An 18,009-nucleotide genomic window follows, 5' to 3' on the forward strand; every position below is an offset into this window, starting at 1 on the left:
GTCACGCCGCCCTTTCCGCGGCCCTGGTGGTCGCCGCCCAACGTGCGATGGAGGGGGCCAGCAGGCCTGCCACCAGCAGGACCACCCCGAGCGCGAGCCAACCCGGCCACCCGGGACCGATGATCAGCGTCGTGACGACGATGGGGGTCACCATCGTGCCGAAGTTGGACGTCATGCCGAAGAAGCCCTGGTACTGCCCGTGGGCGTGCTCCGGCGCGAGTTCGTAGGCCAGCGCCCAGGAACCGGCGCTGTAGAGCAGTTCGCTGATCGCGTGCACGGCCGCGCCCGCGAACAGGAACGTGACCGCCAGCCACACCGGGCGATCGGCGGCGAGCGCGAAGAGGGCGCAGCACAGGGCGAGCAGCACCCCGCACCGCCGCAGCGCCCGCCCGCCGCCCTCGACGGTCTCCGCGCCCTTGCTGGCCCGCACCTGGAGCAGCACGACCATCACGGTGTTGAGCAGCAGGATGCCGGAGTACACCACCGGCGGCGCGTTCGTCTTCTGCGAGATCCAGATCGGCAGCGCCACGAGCAGGATGCCGACGTTCATCACGAGCACGACGTTGAGCAGTCCGAAGACCGCGAACGGCTTGTCCCGCAGCACTTCCCAGCGCGAGGCGGTCGCGGGTCGCTCGACCCGCCGCACGGCGGGCAGCTTGACGTACACCAGCCCGCTGGCCGCGTACATCACCGCGCACACCAGCAGCAGCGAGACGTACACCCGCGGCGAGTTCGCGGTCAGCGCGAGGCCACCGATGAGCGCGCCGACCGAGAAGCCGATGTTGTTCGCGGCCCGCGTGTACGCCCGCGCCTTGATCCGCTCCTCCGAAGGCATGGCGGCGGCCACGAGCGCGGCCTGACCGCTGTACGCGCCGGACTCCGCCATGTAGACGAGGCTCGCGACGACCGCGAACGCCACCGGCCCGTCGACGAACACGTAGCCGGTGATCAGGGTCCCCTGCACGAGGTGGAAGGCGATCGTCCCGGTGCGGACGCCGATCACGTCGAGCAGGTGCCCGGCGGGGACGCCCACGAACATCCTGAGCCCGGCCGCGATGGTCAGCCCGATGCCGACCTGCGCCGCCGGGATGCCCACGGAGGTGGTGAAGTACAGGATCAGGACGGTCAGCAGCATCCCGTTCGCCAGGCCGTGCGCCATGTTGGCCGAGAACAGCACCCTGATCGGACCCGGCGGTGGGTACACCTGGCGGATCACGTTCTCCCGCACCGAGGTCATGAGCCGACCGCCTCTCGGAGTCGTGCGCGGTCGGCCTTGCCGTTGACGTTGAGCGGGATCTCGTCCAGGTGGTGGAAGCGCCTCGGGACCATGTGGATGGGCAGCCGCCGACGCAGCCACCGCACGAGCTGCGCGGTGGGGAGCGGCTCGCCGGTGAAGTACCCGACGAGTTCGGTCTCGGCACCGGTGTCCGCGGCGACCACGACCACGTCGCGAACGCCGTCGTGCTCCCGCACGCAGGCCTCCACCTCGCCGAGTTCGATGCGGTAGCCGCGGACCTTCACCTGGTTGTCCAGGCGGCCGAGGTGCACCCAGTGCCCGTCCTCCAGCCGAACCCGGTCACCGGTGCGGTAGTAGTGGTCCTCGGTCACGGGCAGGACGTTCGGCAGGAACCGCCCGGCGTCGTCGCTCGGATCGAGGTAACCGCCGAACCGCTGCGCACCGCGCACGCACAGCTCGCCGTCGTCTAGCACGACGGAGTCGAGGAAGTCGTACACCGGACCGATCGGCACGGTGCCGTTCGACGTCGACGGCCAGTCGCCGGGGTCCGCGGGCAGCGTGTACTCGGTGCAGGCCACGGTGAGTTCGGTCGGCCCGTAGACGTTCGTGATCGCCGCCGCCGGAGCGACGCCGTGCCACGCCGCGGCCTGCGCGTAGGTGAACTGCTCGCCGATGAACACGCTGTGCCGCAACGAGTTCGGCACACCGCTCGGCAGGTTCCCCAGCCCGGCGCTGACCGACACGACGGACGGCACCGAGAACCAGTGCGTGATCCCGCGCTCGGAGAGGTACTTCACCGGCTCCATCAGCTCGGTGCGGTCGGGCACGACGAGGGTCGCTCCCCCGCCCCACGTGACGAACAGGTCGAAGACCGACGGGTCGAAGGTCAGGTCGAAGGTCTGCGACATCCGGCAGCCGGGCCCCACGTCGAACTTCGCGATGTTGTGCGCGATGTACGGAGCGAGGTTGGCGTGCGTGATCGGCACGCCCTTGGGCCTGCCGGTCGACCCGGACGTGAACAGCACGTACGCCACGTCCTGCGGCACGCACTCGGCCAACGGCCCGTCGCTGCCCTCGATCCGCCCGTCGAGCACCAGGTCCGGTCGGGCGAGCGCCAGGATCACGTCGTTGCGGGCCCGCGGGTGGGCAGGGTTGATCGGGGTCACGACCGCGCCGAGCCGCAGCGCGGCCAAGTACCCCAGGTAGGTGGCCGGTTCACGGGTGGCGGGCAGCACGATCCTGCGCGGGGCGCTCCCGTGCGCCGCCAGGATCCCCGCGGCCAGCGCGTCGGACCTCTCCTGGAGCTCCCGGTAGGTCAGGGTCAGGCCGTCGACCTCGATGGCGGGGTGGTCCGGGTAGCGGCGCACGGAGTCCTCGAACCACTGGTACAGCGCGGTCATGAGAGCCTCACCGCGTCCAGGCGCATCGTCGTCGGCGCGTCGTGGCGCCCCGGTACCAGGTGCAGGTGCTCGACGGCCTCGGTGGTGCGCACCGCCTCGACACAGGCGCACGGGTCCGTGCGGAACCCCGCGAAGCGGTAGGCGATCTCCATCATCCGGTTGCGCTCGGTCTTGCGGAAGTCCGCGACGAGGTGCACGCCCGCCGCCGCGGCCTGGTCGCAGAGCCAGCGCAGCAGCACCGCGCCCGCGCCGAACGCGACCACCCGGCACGAGGTCGCGAGCAGCTTGAGGTGCCACACCCGCTCGTGCCGCTCGACCAGCAGCAGGCCGACCGCGCCGTGCGGGCCGAACCGGTCCGACATGGTCACGACCAGCACCTCGTGCCGTGGATCCGCCAGCAGCCCGCGCAGCGCGGCGTTCGAGTAGTGCACGCCGGTGGCGTTCATCTGACTGGTCCGCAGGGTCAGCTCCTCGACCCGCGCCAGCTCGTGCTCGGTGGCGCGACCGATCGTCATCACCAGGTCCAGCGACTTCAGGAACTCCTCGTCCGCGCCGGAGTAGGACGCACGCGCCTCGTCGCGGCGGAACCCGGCCTGGTACATCTCCCGGCGCCGCGCGGAGTCGGTGGTGGTCGTGTCCGGGGTGAACTCCGGCAGGCCCGGCAGCGACGTCGCCTGGGTCGCGTCGTAGCACCGCACCGCGGGCAGGTGGAAGGCGACCTCCGCGCGCTCGGTCGGCTGGTCGTCGATGAACGCGATCGTGTCGTGGGCGAAGTTCAGCCGCTCGGCGATGGCGCGCACCGAGTCGGACTTCGGCCCCCACCCGATGCTCGGAAGCACGAAGAACTCCGCGACGCCGAGCTTCTCCAACCACTCCCAGGCGTGGTCGTGGTCGTTGCGGCTGGCGACGGACTGGAGGATCCCGCGCTCGTCGAGCGCGGTGATCACGTCCCGGATCCCGTCGGACAGCTCGGGTACCCCGCCCTCGGCGATGGTGCACGGCCACAGCGTCCGGTCGAGGTCCCACACGAGGCACTTCACAGTTCCCACAGGGTCACCGCCCAGGCCGCCACCGGACTGTTGTTGAGCACCAGCACGAAATCCCCCTCCGCGAGCTCGCCGCTCGCCAGCAGGCAGTCGAGGTTGAGCACCACGTCCATGGCTCCGAGGTGCCCGTACCTGGTCAGGTTCTCCTTGCACAGCGGGTGGATCGACAGGTCCAGGAGGGACTCGTAGAAGTCGTACGCGCTCGCCGTGACGTTCTGCATCAGCGTCGTCGCGACCCGGTCCGGCGCCACACCCGCGTCGGCGAGCACGGCCGCGACCAGCTTGCGCAGCCGGACCTTGCTGTGCATGGCCAGCTCGAACCGGTAGCGGTCCGGCGACTGGCACCGCTCGCTCCACTCGTACCAAGGCGTCTGCTTGTAGTCGACCTCGAACAGGTCGTGGAACGCGCCGTCGGTGGCCATCCGGTGGGCGCGCAGCACCGGCCTCCCGCCGCGCACCAACGTCATCGCGAACGCGCCGTCGCCGATCACCGTGACCGGGTACCGCACCCGGTCCGCCCCGGTCGGCCTGCTGGCGTGCGTGATCAGCACCGACTCCCGGCCGGGGTCGGCGAGCAGCAGGTCGCGCCCGATCGCCCACGCCGCGCTGGACCCCGCGCACCCCAGCCCGTCGACGGTGAACGCGAACGCCCCGGTCAGCTTGGCCTCGGACTGGACCCGGCACACGTCCGAGCCGAGCAGCACGTCGGGCGCGCGCGGCCCCACCATCATCAGCAGGTCCGGCTCGACGGGGTCGCGTTCCAGCAGTTCCCGGCACGCCCTGGCGGCCAGCGCCCCGGACTGGGCGTCGGCGAACTCGGCGATCGTCCCGATCCCGCACGCGCGGGCGAACGCCGCCTCGTCGTGACCGAGCGCCTCGAACTCCGGCAACCGCTCCACCGGGACCAGCACGTCCGGCAGCACGCAGTGGATCGTCCCCACACCGATGCTCATGCCGCACCCGCCAGCAGCAACCGGCAGATCTCGTTGCTGCCCTCGATGATCTCCATCAGCTTGGCGTCCCGGTACGCCCTGGCCACCGGGTGGCCGTCACGGGCGCCCGCCGACCCCAGCACCTGGACCGCGGAGGCCGCGCCGCGCGCCGCGTTGGTGGCCGCGACGTGCTTGGCGAGCACGGACGCGATCACCAGGTCCGGCGACCCGTCGTCCCAGCACGTGCTCGCGTGCTCGCACATCCTCGTCGCGACCTGCTCGGCCACGAGGAGTTCGGCGAGGTGCTCGGCGACCAACTGGTGTTCCGCCAACGGTTTGCCGGACTGCGTCCGCGACCGCGCGTGGCTCGCCGCCGCTTCGCGGCAGGAGCGGAGGATGCCGACGCACCCCCAGGCGATCGACACCCTGCCGTAGGTCAACGCGGACGTCACCAGCAGGCTCAGCGACTGCCCAGCGGCACCGAGCAGGTGATCGGCGGGGACCCGGACCGAGTCGAGCCGCACGGTCGCGTGCCCGGCCGCGCGGCAGCCCAGCGGGTCCTCGACCCGTTCGACGACCACCCCGGCCGCGGCGGTCGGGACGACCACGGCGGCGGCGCCGTCGCCGAACCGGCCGAAGACCACGACCAGGTCGGCGTAGGCGCCGACGGTGATCCAGACCTTCTCCCCCGACACCACGACGTCGTCGCCGTCGCGCCGGATCTCCGTCGCCATCGCGGCGAGGTCGCTGCCCGCCTCGGGTTCGCTGAACGCGACCGCGGCCAGCTCACCGCCGGTCAGCCTGGGCAGGAACGCGGTGCGCTGCCGCCGCGAGCCCAACCGGGTGATGACCCACGCGGCCATGCCCTGCGACGTCGCCACGCTCCTCGTGGACCCGCAGAGCGCGCCGAGGTGCGCGGTGAGTTCCCCGTTCTCCTTGCTGGACAGGCCGAGCCCGCCGTCCTTCACCGGGACCTGGGCGCAGAGGACACCCGCGGACCCGAGGTCGCGCAGCAGGTCGAGCGGCAACCGACCGGCGCGGTCCCACTCGCCCGCCCGGTCGCCGACGCGGTCGCTGACGAGTTCTCGGGCCGAGCCGAGCGCGTCGCTCACGAAGCGGCCGCCTGGAGTTCGCGCACCAGCTCCTCGATGCGGCGGATGGTGCGGAAGTTGTCGATGCTGAGGTTCTCGCCCTCGACCTCGACGCCGTAGGCCTTCTCCAGGTACACCACCAGTTCCAGCGCGAACAGCGACGAGACGACGCCGGAGGCGAACAGGTCCTCCTCCGGCTCCCACGACCTCTTGGTGCGGGTGACGAGGAAGTCCTGCAAACCGAGTGCGATGTTCACGACTGCGCCCCTCCGTGGTCGTAGAAGCCCTGGCCCGTCTTGCGGCCGAACCGTCCTTCGTGGACCTTCGCCAGCAGCAGGTCGCACGGGGCGTAACCGGCGTCGCCGGTCCGCTCGTGAAGCACCCGCAGGCTGTCCACGACGTTGTCCAGCCCGATGAGGTCGGCGGTCGCCAGCGGGCCGGTCCGGTGCCCGAGGCACCCCTGGAACAGCGCGTCGACGTCCTCCGGCGTGGCGATGCCCTCGCCGACGATGCGGGCCGCCTCGTTGATGGTCCGCTGGAGGACGCGGTTGATGACGAAACCGGGCCCGTCGCCCACGGTCACGTGGTCGCGGTCCAGCGCGCCGAGCAGGTCCCGCACCGCGGCCATCGCGGCCTCGCTGGTGCGCGGTCCGCGGATCACCTCGACCATCCGGATCAGGTAGGGCGGGTTCATGAAGTGGGCGCCCGCGACGTCCTCCGGCCGGTCGACGGCCGACGCCAGCTCGTCGACCGGGATCGCCGAGGTGTTGGTCAGCAGCAACGTCCCCGGCGCGACGATCGACGACACGGCGGCCAGCACCTTCGCCTTCAGGTCCGGCAGTTCCGTCACCGCCTCGATCACCGCGCTGGCACCCGCGACGTCGTCGAGGTCACCGGTGCGCGTCAGCTCGCCGACCGGCCCGGACCTGGGCATCGCGCCCACCAGGCGGGCCCCGCGGAGCTGGCGGCGAACCGACTGCTCGGCGGCGGCCAGCTTGTCCGCGTCCGTGTCGACCAGCGTCACCGGCACGCCGTGCCCGATGGCGAGGGTGGCGATGGCGGTCCCCATCACGCCCGCGCCCAGTACCGCGATCACGAGTTCCTCCCCAGGTCCGGCAGCACGCCCCGCATGTCCGCGTTCCGCTCCGCCAGGAACGCCAGCCCCGCCCGCAGCGCAGGCCCGGTCGGCGCCGACCCGAGGCCCGCCTCCCGCAGCCAGGAGCGCCACGCGGTGGCCTCCAGACCGTCCTCGCCCAACTGGTGGCCCTCGATCTCGTAGAGCGCCATCGTGGACAGCACGGCGTTGCCCGTCGCCAGCGCCTCCTTGCCGACCCGGTCCTGCCAGTCGTCGGCGGACATCGGTTTCGTCGACAGGTCCAGCAGTTCGAACACCTCCCGCAGGCTGTGGCACCGCTCGTCGATCAGGTGGTAGGCGCGGCCGATCGCACGGGGGTCCCTGGACAGCTCGGCTATCGCCCTGGACACGACGTCGACCGGTGCCATCGGCATCGCCCGGTCGTCCAGCGGGTGCGCGCCGACCGCGAGACCGCTCGCGAGGATGTGCCAGATCAGGTCCCGGTCGTTGCACGCGCCGGTGCCGCTGTCGGCCAGGACGAAACCGGGCCGGAACACCCGCACCCGCATCCCGTCCGCCTCGGCTCGTTCAAGCAGGCGTTCACCGACCCACTTGCTCGCGCCGTACCCGCCCTGCTGCGGGTCGAGCGACTGGGAGCGCTGTTCCAGGATCCGGTCGTCCACGCCCAGTGCGGGCGCGGTCGCGGCCACGGTCGAGACGAACGAGAACTCGCCGACGCCGTTCTCGCGCATCCACCGCAGCAGCTCGACCATCGGCAGCACGTTGTCCTCGCGCAGCACCCGGTACGGCTCGGTGAACACGACCTTCGCGGCGCAGTGCAGCACCTGCCCGACGTGGGTGGACAGCTCGTCGTCCTCGCGGCAGATCCGCCCGATGTCCCGCAGGTCGCCGAGGACCGGCCGGACCCGCGTCGGATCCGGTTCCGGGAGCGCGAACTTCGCGGCGGCGGCCCGCAACCGCGCCCAGGCGGCCTCCTCGTCGGCGGCCCGGACGACGCAGTGCACCCGGCCCTCCCCCGCCTTCAGCAGCTCGTGCAGCACGAACGCGCCCAGGAAGCCGGTGGCGCCGGTGAGCAGGACGTCCGAGCCGGTCCCGCTCGGCGCGACCTCACCGAGCGGGAGCCGCATGTCGGCGTCCATGAGTTCGCCGTCGCCGTCCGCGATCGGGTCGATGTCGGCCGATCCCCGCAACGCTCCCGCCTGTTTGGCCCGCACGATCTCGGCGATCCGGCGCACGGTCGCCCGGCTGCCGCCCGCGCGGTGCACGTTGACCAGCACGCCTTGGCGCTGCTGCAACTCCAGGGCCATCCGCACGGACAGCAGCGACGTGCCGCCGAGCGAGCCGAACTCGTCGTCGAGCCCGACGTGGTCCACCCCGAACAGCTCGGTCCACACCGCCGCGACGTCGCTCTCGACGTCGTCGCCGACCGATTTCTCCACGACGGCTTCCAGCGCCCCGACGACCTCGGGCACGGCGGCGATCGGTGGCAGCCGGTCGAGGGCCCAGTAGCGCTTGCGCTGGAACGGGTACGTGGGCAGGCCGACCCGCCGACCGGTCGACACGGCGGCCCAGTCGACCTCGACACCGTGCAGCCAGGCCTCGTGGAGCACGTCATCGCCTGGCGTGAGCACGACGGTGCCCTCGGGCGTGGACAGCGGCGCTTCGGCGACGACCTGGGTGTCCGCGGGCAGACCCAGCGGGACCTCGCCGTCGGAGACCACCACCGCACGCCGGGCGGTCGCGCGCATCGTGCGTGCCGCAGGAGGTCTCGGCAGCCTGAGCACGGCGGCCAGCCTGTCGGGCGGCGCGGTGACCACCCGCCGCTCCACAAAGGACTTCCGGCCCACCTTCAGGGTGTGCGCCACGTCCTCGACGTCGTGCACACCGCGGTCGAGCTCGTCGGCCAGCCGCTTGGCCATGGCGTCCAGCTCGGCACGGGTGCGCGCGGACAGGACCAGCCGCACGACCTCACCCGACGGCGCGGAACCCCGCGCCTGCGGCGGTGGCGCGGCGAGCACGGCGGCGACGTTCGTCCCCCCGACACCCATCGAGTTGACCAGGACGTGGCGGCCGGGCTCGGTGGCGGACCCCGCCGTCCCCGACAGGAAGAACGGGCTGCCCGCCAGCTCGCCCTCGTCACGGGCCCGCTCGAAGAACGGGTGGGGCGGCAGGATCCCGGTGTGCGCGATGTGCACGGCCTTGATGAAGCCCGCGATCCCGGCGGCGGGCCCGCAGTGCCCCAGGTTGGTCTTCACCGAGCCGAGCCCGCAGAACCCGGTCCTGGTCGTGCCGCTCCGCAGGCCCTTGCTCAGGCCCACCAGCTCCACGTGGTCGCCCAGCGGCGTGCCGGACCCGTGCGCCTCCACGTACCGCAGGTCGTCGGCGGACACCCCCGCGACCCGGAGCGCCGTCGCCACGACGTCGGCGACCCCGGCGGGGCTCGGCGCGGTGTAGCCGGGGCGGTCCGCGCCGTCGTTGCCGACCGCGCTGCCCTTGACCACCGCCAGCACCGGATCGCCGTCGGCGAGCGCGTCCGACAGGCGCCGCAGCGCGACCACGCCGACGCCGGAGCTGAACGAGGTGCCGCTGGAGCGGGCGTCGAAGGACCGGCAGAACCCGTCGTCCGACATGAGCCCGCCGGGCTGGTAGTGGTAGCCCGCCAGCGGTTCCAGCACGGTCGCGCCGCCCGCGAGGGCGATGTCGCACTCCCCGGACAGCAGGCTCAGCACCGCGTAGTGCACGGCGTAGAGCGACGACGAGCACGCCGTCTGCACGCTCACCGCGGGGCCGCGCAGCCCCAGTTTGTGGGCCACCCGCGAGGTCAGGAAGTCGGCCTGGCCGCCGAGGGTGAGGTCGAGGTCGTCGATGGCGGCGGCGAGGCCTTCGCGCTGCGCCTTCGCCGCGAACACCGCCGCCGAGTAGGTGCCCGCCGCGCTGCCCGCGAACACCCCGGTCACCGGGCCGTCCTTGCGGGGCGTGTGCCCGGCGGCCTCCAGCGCCTCCCAGCAGACCTCCAGGAAGATGCGCTGCTGCGGGTCGATCGTGTCCACCTCGGCGGGCGGGTAGCCGAAGAACTCGGCCGCGAAGTCGGTCGCGCCCGGCAGGGACGTGCCCTTCGCGACGAAACCCGGTCGGGCCGCCACGTCGTCGGAGATCCCGCCCGCGCGGCGCTGCTCCTCGGTCAGGTCCTGGATGGACACCCGGCCCGCGTCGATGTTGCGCCAGAAGTCCTGCGGGGTCCAGGCGTCCGGGAACCGGCAGCCCACCCCGACGACGGCGATGTCGGTCGCGCTCACCTGACCTCCCGCCGAGCCCGGCCGAGCAGCGCCGAACGGGACGCCGCGGCGACGACGGGACGCTCGTCGGTGCCGTCGAGGAACTCGCTCTGCGCCACCACGGTGCTGTGCTCGAACAGGTCCGCCGCCTTGAGGTCGCGGGCGGTCAGCTCGGTCAGCCGCTCCCAGAGCAGCAGCAACAGCAACGAGTTGCCGCCTGCCTCGAAGAAGCTGACGTCGAGCGGCACGGCGTCGGTCTCGACGTCCAGCGCGTCGGCCCACGCCTCGCGTACTTGCTCCAGTGTGGACACTCAGTTCTCCCCCAGGGTAGGCGAATCGAGGTCGGCCACCAGGTCGGTGGCCGCGGCCGTGATCCCGGCCAGCAAGCGCGTGATCGTGGTCTCGTCGAACAGGTCGACCTGGTAGGCGGCGGCGAGCCGCAGACCTCCGTCCAGGTCCGTCGCGGTCAGCTCCAGTTCGTACTTCACCGCGACGGGGTCCAGCGGGAGCTGCTCGCCTCCCATGGGCGGTCGCCACCCGTCGACGTCGGCGGCGACGTACACCGGCGTGATCGGCGGGCGGCTCAGGTCGCGGTCCGGGTGCAGGGCGCCGACCACGGCGTCGAACGGCACGTCCGCCGCCCGGTACGCGGCCGAACCGGCCCGGCGCACGCGGTCCAGCAGCTCCCGCCACGTCGGGTCGCCGCGCAGGTCGACCCGCAGCGCCAGGGTGTTCACGAACATCCCGACCGCGTGCGGGTCCGTTCGCCCCGACCACGGGAACGCGAAAAGGAAGTCCCGCTGGTCGCCCCGCCGCGCCAGGGTGACCGCCAGCAGCGCCGCCGTCACCAGGAACGTGCCGCACCCCGACCCGGCCGCGGTCGCGCGCACCGACTCCGCGGTCCCGGCGTCGAGCGTGGTGGTGCGGGTGGCGCCGAGGATCGACTGCGTGGTGCCGCGTGGCCGGTCGTGCGGGAGGGCGACGTCCGTCGGGGCGCCTGCGAGCACGGCGATCAGGTCACCGGGGTCCGCGGGAGCCTCGACCGCCGCCGGGCGCACGGGCGGCGGCAGTTCCCGCCCCGACACGACGGCGTCGACCTCGTCGAGCAGCACCCGCACCGACGCGCCGTCCACGACCATGTGGTGCGCGCACAGCACCAGCAGGACGCGGTCGCGCGTCCGCGCCAGCGCCGCCCGGACCGGTGCCTCGTCGGCGAGGTCGAACGGCGTCCAGCACAGGTCGGCGACGTGGTCCTCCAGCTTGACCGGGTCCCAGCCGCGCGCGTCCGTGACGGTCGCCGAAGCCGGTGCCCCGGAGGTCGTGCGGACGACCTGCTTCCGCCTGCGGTCCAGGGTGAACCGCGACCGGAGCGCGGGGTGCCGCGCGAGCACCACGTCGAGCGCCGCCCGCAGGGCCTCGACGTCGACGTCGTCGGGGAACTCGACGACCGTCGGCACGAGGTAGGCGGCACGCAGTTCGGGCATCCGGTCCAGGAACCAGAACCGCTGCTGCGTCGAGGTCGCCGGGAACGGGCCGTCGTCGGCCTCCACCACCGGTCCGGTGGTCCGCGCGCCCGCGTCGAGCAGCGCGGCGAGCCGGGCGACGGTCGGCTCGGCGAGGAACTCACCCGGCCGCACGGCCACGCCGCACCGCGCCTGGGCACGCGCCACCATGCTCACCGCCAGCAGCGAATGACCGCCCAGCACGAAGAAGTTCGAGTCCCTGCCCAGGTCGACCTCGTCGACGCCCGCCTCGGCCAGCACGTCGCGGAACAACGCGGCGGCCAGGCGCTCCCGACCGGTCAGGTCACCGGCGTCGGTCGTCACGACCGGCGTCTCCCACGGTGGGGCGGGTTCCGGGACCGCCAGTGGGCCGTGGGGCAGCCGGAACTCGCGCAGCGGGGCGTCGGGGGCGCTCACGCCGTGGCGCAGCACCGCCACGAAGTCCTCGGCCAGCCGAGGACCCAGCTCGACCGGGTAGCGCTCGACGTCGAAGTCCAGCGTGCCGACCAGTCCGTCCGGCGTCTCGTCGATGATGAGCAGGACGTCGAATTTGGCCACGCCGGTCGGCAGCACCCGCGGGGCCGTGCACCTGGTCGACCGAGGCGCGGGCATGTTCTGCACCACGAACCCGACGTCGACCACTCCCCGTCCGGGCAGTGCGGCGACCAGGTCGCGGTACGGGACGCGCTGGTTGGTCATGGTGGCGAACGCCTCGCGGCGCAACCCGGCGCAGCGCTCGGCGAACGTGGCCCCGCACGTGGTGCAGCGCAGCGGCACCGTGTTGACGAAGAAGCCGACCAGGTCCTCCACCGCCGGGTGGGTCCGGTTGGCGGTGACCGCGCCCACCAGGAACTCCTCGCGCGCGGACCACCGGCTCAGCGCCTCGGCGTAGGCCGCGAGCAGCACGACGAACGGCGTGACCCGCAGCCCCTTCGCCAGCGCGGTCAGCGCCGAGCACGTGTCGTCGGGGAGGTCGAACCGGTGCTGGGCGCCCGCGTGGATCCCGTCCGGGACCTCCCTGGCGCCGCCGAGCCGCAGCTCGGCCGGTGTCGTCGCCAGTTCGTCGGCGCGGCGGGCGAGCAGCCCCTCGTCGGCAACAGCCCGGTCCCACACCGCGAAGTCGGCGTACTGCACCGGCAGTTCCGGCAGCCGCGGCGGCTCGCCCGCGACGGCGGCGGCGTACGCGGCGTCGAGGTCCTCGAAGAGCGGGGCGAGCGACCACCCGTCCACCGCGATGTGGTGGATCGTCAGCAGCACCGCGTCACCACCCGTTCGTCCTCGCCGGACGGCGCAGCGCACCAGCGGTCCGGCGGCGAGGTCGAACCCGCGCCGGGCCTCCGCTTCGAGGTCGTGGTCGACGACCTCGACAGTGACCCGCGGTTCGCCGATGACCTGCACCAGTCCCCCGTCGTCCTCCCGGTAGGTCGTGCGCAGCACCTCGTGCCTCTCGACGACCGCGAGCAGCGCCACGCGCAGCGCCTCGACGTCGACCGCTCCCCGCCACTCGACCAGCAGCGGGACGGTGTAGACCGGCGACCCTGGCGCGGCGGCGTCGATGAACCACAGGCGTTCCTGGGCGGAGGACAGCGGTGCGGTCCGAGCCCCGAGCCTGTGCAACCGGGGCTCGCTCATCAGGCGGCCCCGGAGTAGCGCAAACGGGCGTTCAGCTCCGCCGCGGACTCGGCCAGAAGGATGTCCGACGGCTCTATCCGGCCTATCAGCCCCGGATTGAGGCGGGACGCGACCTGGACCGCCAACAGCGAGTTCCCACCCAAATCCAAGAAGTTGTCGGAGGGATCGACGTGAGGCACTTGAAGGACTTCTTTCCAGATCCGACAAAGATCATCGGCGGTGCCGGCACCCGTTTCCCCGACAATTGGGCGGGACGCTTCCCAGAGCGCCAAGAGCTGGTCCCGATCAGCTTTTCCGGTCGCACCCAGAGGCACCTCCGAGAGCACGATCCAGCGAGCCGGAACCATGTAGTCCGGTAATCGCGCGGCCAAGCCCAGGTGCAGTGCGGCGGGCAGCTCGACCGCGCCCGCGGCGTTCGGCAGCACGAATCCGACGAGGATCGCGGCGGGTCCTTCGCCGATCTTCTCGACGAACGCGGCGGCCACCAGACCCGTCGCCGAAAGGGCCTGCTCGACCTCCTCCAGCTCGATGCGGAAGCCCCGCAGCTTCACCTGCCGGTCCTTGCGCCCGACCACCTCCAGCGCGCCGTCCGGCCGCTGTCTGACCAGGTCACCCGTGCGGTAGACCCGCTCCGCGGAGCCGGGCGCGAGGACGAACCGCTCCGCCGTGAGGTCGGGGCGACCGAGGTACCGCAGCGCGACGCCGGGGCCGCCCACGCACAGCTCCCCCGTCTCGCCCGGCGTCACCGCGCCGAGGTGGTCGTCGAGCACGTGCAGCGTCGTGTTCTGGAGCGGGAAGCCGATCGGCGTCCGGACCACGTCGCGCATCGACTCCCCGGTGCACTCGAACGCAGCCGCGAACGTCGTGGTCTCGGTCGGGCCGTAGCCGTTGACGACGTGCCGGGGCGGGCCAGCGTCCAGCACCGCCCGCACCACGTCGGCGTCGAGCTGCTCGCCGCCGACGACCAGGCGCACGAGGTCCCGGAACGCCGACGGGCGCTCACGCGCGATGGAGTGGAACAGCGAGGTCGTGAGGAACATCGTGCTGATCGAGAGGGCGCGCAGCTCCGCCACCCACTCGTCGAGGGTGAGGTCCACCGGTGACGAGACGGCGACGACCGTGCCGCCGACCGCGAGCGGCGCCCACACCTCGAACGTCGTCGCGTCGAACGCCGGGTTCGAGAGGCTGGCGACCCGGTCCTCGGGACCGAGCGGGCAGTAGGCGGCCTCGGTGACGAGGCGGACGACCGCGCGGTGCGGCACCACGACGCCCTTCGGCCGCCCGGTCGAGCCGGAGGTGTACGCGACGTACGCGGGATCCTCCCGACCGACCGGCACCGCTCCGACCTGCGTCGACGCGTGTCTCGGCACGGTGAGCGCCAGCATGCCGCCGGGCAGCCGCCCGGTCCAGCGGGAGCCCGCGGCGGAGCGCACGACGACGCGCGGCGCGGCCTCGTCGAGGATGGTGGCCAGCCGCTCGGCCGGTGCTCGGTTGTCCAGCGGGAGGTAGGCGGCGCCCGCGCGCAGGACGCCGAGGAAGGCCACCACCAGGTCGACCGACGGGTCCACCGCGACCGCGACCAGGTCACCCGGCCGGACACCGAGGTCGACGAGGTCGTGCGCGAGGGAGCCCGAGAGGTCCCACAGCCCGCGGTAGTCGACCTCCCGCTCCGCGTCGACCACGGCGGCGGAGCCGGGCCGTCGTTCCACCTGGTCGCGAACCAACGTCAACACCGTGCGCTCGTCGGCGTACAAAGATCATTACCTCCTGCGCCCCATCGAAGAATTGATCGGAATGAGAGAGTGCGGAATACCGAAGAAGGCCGATCGGAAAAATCACAGAGAGCCATCGCGAGTGGCGACAAGCCGACTCGACCGCCAGAACGAGCATCTCCCCAGTCCCATTGACGCACATCCTCCGGCCGTCGGCGAGTGTAGGCACGGGCGACGAATCCGAGCAAGGCCCCGATCGACCGCCATCGCGAAAACGCGGCCCGGCCTATTATGAAGCGCTATATTCGGTGGTCAAACTTTCAACTGCACTAGGACTGAACGCGGCATGCGGTGCACTCTTGACCCCACGCATTGTTGATCAAATTCCGACGACGGGTGCGGCGCGCGGTCCCGCGGCACGTCCGCGACGCCCGACCACCCACGAGGGGGGACGATGTTCGATTCCGGGTTCCACGCCGCGGTGGCGGGGTTGCGGGTACCGGCCGCGGGCACGGACGTGGTCGCACCGCTGCTCTCGTCGCTGGTGCACCTGGCGAGACCTCGGCGGGTGCTGGAGGTGGGCATGGGCTACACCACCCCGTTCCTCGCCGCGGCTCTGGTCCAGGTCGCGGAGCAGGCTCGGGCGGAGGCGTCCGCGCTCGCGGCCAAGACTGCGAGGCACCTGGACTCGGTCGGCGAACTCGACTCCGACTGGCTCCACGCCGACCCCGCGCTGCGCGCGCCGGGGTTCTACCTCGACCCCTACCAGCCTCGGTTCATCGCGGTCGACGACCTGTCGATCCCCGACTCGTCGGCGGGCCGGGTCATGGACGTGCTGGCCTCGCTCGGTCTCGCCGAGCACGTGCAGGTCGTCAACGCGAACATCCGGGAGTGCCGGGCCCTGCTGCCCGACGACTTCACGCCCATCGACCTGGCCTGGGTCGACGCGTGGGAGTGCCTGTACTTCTTCGACCACTTCTGGGACATGATCAACCCGGACGGCGGTTTGCTGGTCATGCACTACCTGATGACGTACCCCGAGGGTGAGGCCATCCTCGACTACATCGCCAAGGTCCAGCGCCGCAAGCCCGGCGAACTGGAGGTGCTGAACCTGCTCGAACCGCACAAGATGCTCCAGAACAGCCTCACCGTCATCCGCCGCACGAGCGCGGGCCGGGCCCGCTCGTTCGCCCACGCCGGTGGGCACCTGGACTTCGACGGCCGACTGCGGCACGAGGCCGAGACACAAGCAGGGAGAGGGACAGCGAGTGCCTGACTTCATGGACCAGGAGACCGCCTGCCGGGCCCTGGTGGCCGACCGCGACCACCTGGTGGCCGCGCTGGCGGCGGACACCCCGCCGACGATCCACCACAACCCGCTCGGCGACGACCCGATGAGCCTCACCGACCTGGTCGTCCACGTGTCGATGTGGGACGAGATCGTGCTGGGCGTGCTCACCGAGGCCCAGGCCGGTCGCGCGCACTGGTACGTCGACCCCCGGTGGGAGACCAGGGACTGCGGTCGCGCGCTGAACGTCGGCGGGGTCGACGCCGGACGCCGCCTGCCCGCGCCGCTGGTGCACGACAGGTTCCGCGTCGTGCGCGACGCCCTGATCGCCGCCACCGCCGCGGTCGACCCCGGCCTGTGGCACAAGGCCCTGCCGTTCCGGCACTCGGGCCCGGAACCGCAGACGCTGGCGGGGCTGTGCTTCAAGGTCAACATGCCGGAGGCCGACCCCACCAGGTCCAAGGTGTACCAGCACGCGACCGTGCACCTGGGACTGACCGAGATCCAGCGGTGACCCCGCGCCGTGGGTGACCACCGCGGTCACCCACGGCGCGATACCGGGTCAGGAGCCGTAGCTCGCCTGCTCCACGGCGAACACGTTGCGGTGGCCCACGGTTTCCTGGAGGGACCAGAGCAGGTCCGGCTCGGTGTCGTGCTCCCAGTAGCTGATGCTCTCCGCGCCACCCACCCAGTTGTGCGTCGCCGAACCGGTGGCGGGCGCCCAGTAGTACAGCTTCTTGGCGCCCGACGAGGCGAACCACCAGCGCGAGTTGTGCGAGGCGACGCCGTTCAGGTTGTACCAGGGCAACCGAAGCGCCTCGGAAGCCGTGGTCGTGGCGGCGAAGGTGGTGGCACCCGAGGCGAACGGGAAACGGACCGCGCGCGGCGGCCGGTTCGGGTACTTGTCGCAGTCGGCCTGGCAGGTGTACTCGGTCATGACGATCGACGCGGTGGGGCGGTCGAGGGAGATCGTCGACCACTTGAGCGCGGCGTCGGACGTGGTGGCCGCGGTGACCGTGCCGACCTGCGGGAGGACGTAGGCGTAGTTGTGGGCGTAGTAGGTGGTGTCGGACTGCCTGCCGATCTGGCTCGCGCTGCCGCCCGTGTCGGTCTTGAGGATCTTCTTCATGTCGAACACGCGCATGCCGCGGTTCGTGTCGGCGACGTAGAGGTGGTCGCCGTACCAGGACACGCCGCCCGCGTGCATGGGGATGTCCCTGAAGTCCGGCACCGCCGCGGTGCCGGTGGGCTCCACGAGCAGGATCTTGCGGTACTTGTTGGGGTACGTGGCGTCCCAGTCGACGAGCGTGATCCGGCTGCGGGCCTGGTCCCCTCCGCACCCGTCCTTGGTGTACCAGCTCACCAGCACGAGCTGGTGCCCGTCGTAGTTGCCGCTGTTCGCGGTGCCCACGGCGTCCCGGCTCGTGGTGATGCCCTGCGGGTAGTTCGCGCAGTCGCCGTTGTCGCCGGAGTCGAACTTGAACCCGCCCGTGTAGCCCGCGACCCCCAACGAGTCCGTGATGGCCGTCCGGTCGTGGTTGGCGTTCGCCATGACCGCGTGGACCGACGCGACACCGAGCTTCGACCCGAGCGCGCTGTTCAGTGCGTCGAACTGGTGGTAGTCGGACCGCAGGGTGAACTGGCCCGCGGGCAGCACCGTCGGCGCGGCCGCGGCCTGCGCGCCCGCGACCGTGGTGGTCGTCGACATCAGGACGCAGGCCAGGAGCAGCAGGGCCTTCTTGGACAAGGGCATGGCAGGATCCCCTTTCACCGGTGATCGGGATCTCCACGACCTTGC

The 18,009-nt window shown here is 72.0% G+C and carries 14 protein-coding genes; 2 read left to right on the forward strand and 12 right to left on the reverse strand.

Going from position 1 to position 18,009, the window contains the following annotated elements:
• Nucleotide 1: 1 nt before the first annotated feature.
• The 11 genes from NZH93_RS07820 to NZH93_RS07870 are packed head-to-tail and all read right to left on the reverse strand — an operon-like array spanning nucleotide 2 to nucleotide 14,944.
• Nucleotides 2-1,237, reverse strand: coding sequence for an MFS transporter (locus NZH93_RS07820; protein WP_259622273.1), 1,236 nt, complete (start codon nucleotides 1,235-1,237; stop codon nucleotides 2-4).
• On the reverse strand, nucleotides 1,234-2,637 hold the full coding sequence (locus NZH93_RS07825; protein ID WP_259622274.1) for an AMP-binding protein: 1,404 nt from the start codon (nucleotides 2,635-2,637) through the stop codon (nucleotides 1,234-1,236). Before NZH93_RS07825 ends, NZH93_RS07820 begins: the two co-directional genes overlap by 4 nt.
• Complete coding sequence (locus tag NZH93_RS07830; RefSeq protein ID WP_372506600.1) at nucleotides 2,634-3,677, reverse strand: HAD-IIIC family phosphatase; 1,044 nt, start codon at nucleotides 3,675-3,677, stop codon at nucleotides 2,634-2,636. Before NZH93_RS07830 ends, NZH93_RS07825 begins: the two co-directional genes overlap by 4 nt.
• The gene (locus NZH93_RS07835) at nucleotides 3,674-4,636 is read right to left on the reverse strand and encodes a 3-oxoacyl-ACP synthase (RefSeq protein ID WP_259622276.1); all 963 of its coding nucleotides are present in this window, start codon (nucleotides 4,634-4,636) and stop codon (nucleotides 3,674-3,676) included. Before NZH93_RS07835 ends, NZH93_RS07830 begins: the two co-directional genes overlap by 4 nt.
• On the reverse strand, nucleotides 4,633-5,727 hold the full coding sequence (locus NZH93_RS07840; RefSeq protein WP_259622277.1) for an acyl-CoA dehydrogenase family protein: 1,095 nt from the start codon (nucleotides 5,725-5,727) through the stop codon (nucleotides 4,633-4,635). Before NZH93_RS07840 ends, NZH93_RS07835 begins: the two co-directional genes overlap by 4 nt.
• On the reverse strand, nucleotides 5,724-5,963 hold the full coding sequence (locus NZH93_RS07845) for an acyl carrier protein (RefSeq protein ID WP_259622278.1): 240 nt from the start codon (nucleotides 5,961-5,963) through the stop codon (nucleotides 5,724-5,726). Before NZH93_RS07845 ends, NZH93_RS07840 begins: the two co-directional genes overlap by 4 nt.
• Nucleotides 5,960-6,802 (reverse strand): 3-hydroxyacyl-CoA dehydrogenase family protein, encoded by an 843-nt coding sequence (locus NZH93_RS07850; RefSeq protein ID WP_259622279.1) that lies wholly within the window; start codon nucleotides 6,800-6,802, stop codon nucleotides 5,960-5,962. The genes NZH93_RS07845 and NZH93_RS07850 overlap by 4 nt, the downstream gene beginning before the upstream one ends.
• Entirely contained in the window at nucleotides 6,799-10,098 is a 3,300-nt protein-coding gene (locus NZH93_RS50545; protein ID WP_259622280.1) for a thioester reductase domain-containing protein, read from the reverse strand. The genes NZH93_RS07850 and NZH93_RS50545 overlap by 4 nt, the downstream gene beginning before the upstream one ends.
• The gene (locus NZH93_RS07860) at nucleotides 10,095-10,388 is read right to left on the reverse strand and encodes an acyl carrier protein (RefSeq protein ID WP_259622281.1); all 294 of its coding nucleotides are present in this window, start codon (nucleotides 10,386-10,388) and stop codon (nucleotides 10,095-10,097) included. Before NZH93_RS07860 ends, NZH93_RS50545 begins: the two co-directional genes overlap by 4 nt.
• Nucleotides 10,389-13,211, reverse strand: coding sequence for a condensation domain-containing protein (locus NZH93_RS07865; RefSeq protein ID WP_259622282.1), 2,823 nt, complete (start codon nucleotides 13,209-13,211; stop codon nucleotides 10,389-10,391).
• Nucleotides 13,211-14,944: a non-ribosomal peptide synthetase gene (locus NZH93_RS07870; protein ID WP_259622283.1), complete on the reverse strand. Its 1,734-nt coding sequence runs from the start codon at nucleotides 14,942-14,944 to the stop codon at nucleotides 13,211-13,213. Before NZH93_RS07870 ends, NZH93_RS07865 begins: the two co-directional genes overlap by 1 nt.
• 433 nt (nucleotides 14,945-15,377) lie before the next feature.
• Here NZH93_RS07870 and NZH93_RS07875 point away from each other — a divergent pair, with 433 nt between their 5' ends.
• Entirely contained in the window at nucleotides 15,378-16,199 is an 822-nt protein-coding gene (locus NZH93_RS07875) for an O-methyltransferase (RefSeq protein WP_259622284.1), read from the forward strand.
• Nucleotides 16,192-16,725, forward strand: coding sequence for a hypothetical protein (locus NZH93_RS07880; RefSeq protein ID WP_259622285.1), 534 nt, complete (start codon nucleotides 16,192-16,194; stop codon nucleotides 16,723-16,725). Before NZH93_RS07875 ends, NZH93_RS07880 begins: the two co-directional genes overlap by 8 nt.
• Nucleotides 16,726-16,773: 48 nt before the next feature.
• On the opposite strand, the gene NZH93_RS07885 is transcribed toward NZH93_RS07880, so the two are convergent.
• Nucleotides 16,774-17,964, reverse strand: a complete 1,191-nt coding sequence (locus NZH93_RS07885; RefSeq protein WP_259622286.1) for a hypothetical protein — start codon at nucleotides 17,962-17,964, stop codon at nucleotides 16,774-16,776.
• Nucleotides 17,965-18,009: the final 45 nt, after the last annotated feature.

This window comes from Umezawaea endophytica, assembly GCF_025061645.1.
GTDB lineage: Bacteria > Actinomycetota > Actinomycetes > Mycobacteriales > Pseudonocardiaceae > Umezawaea > Umezawaea endophytica.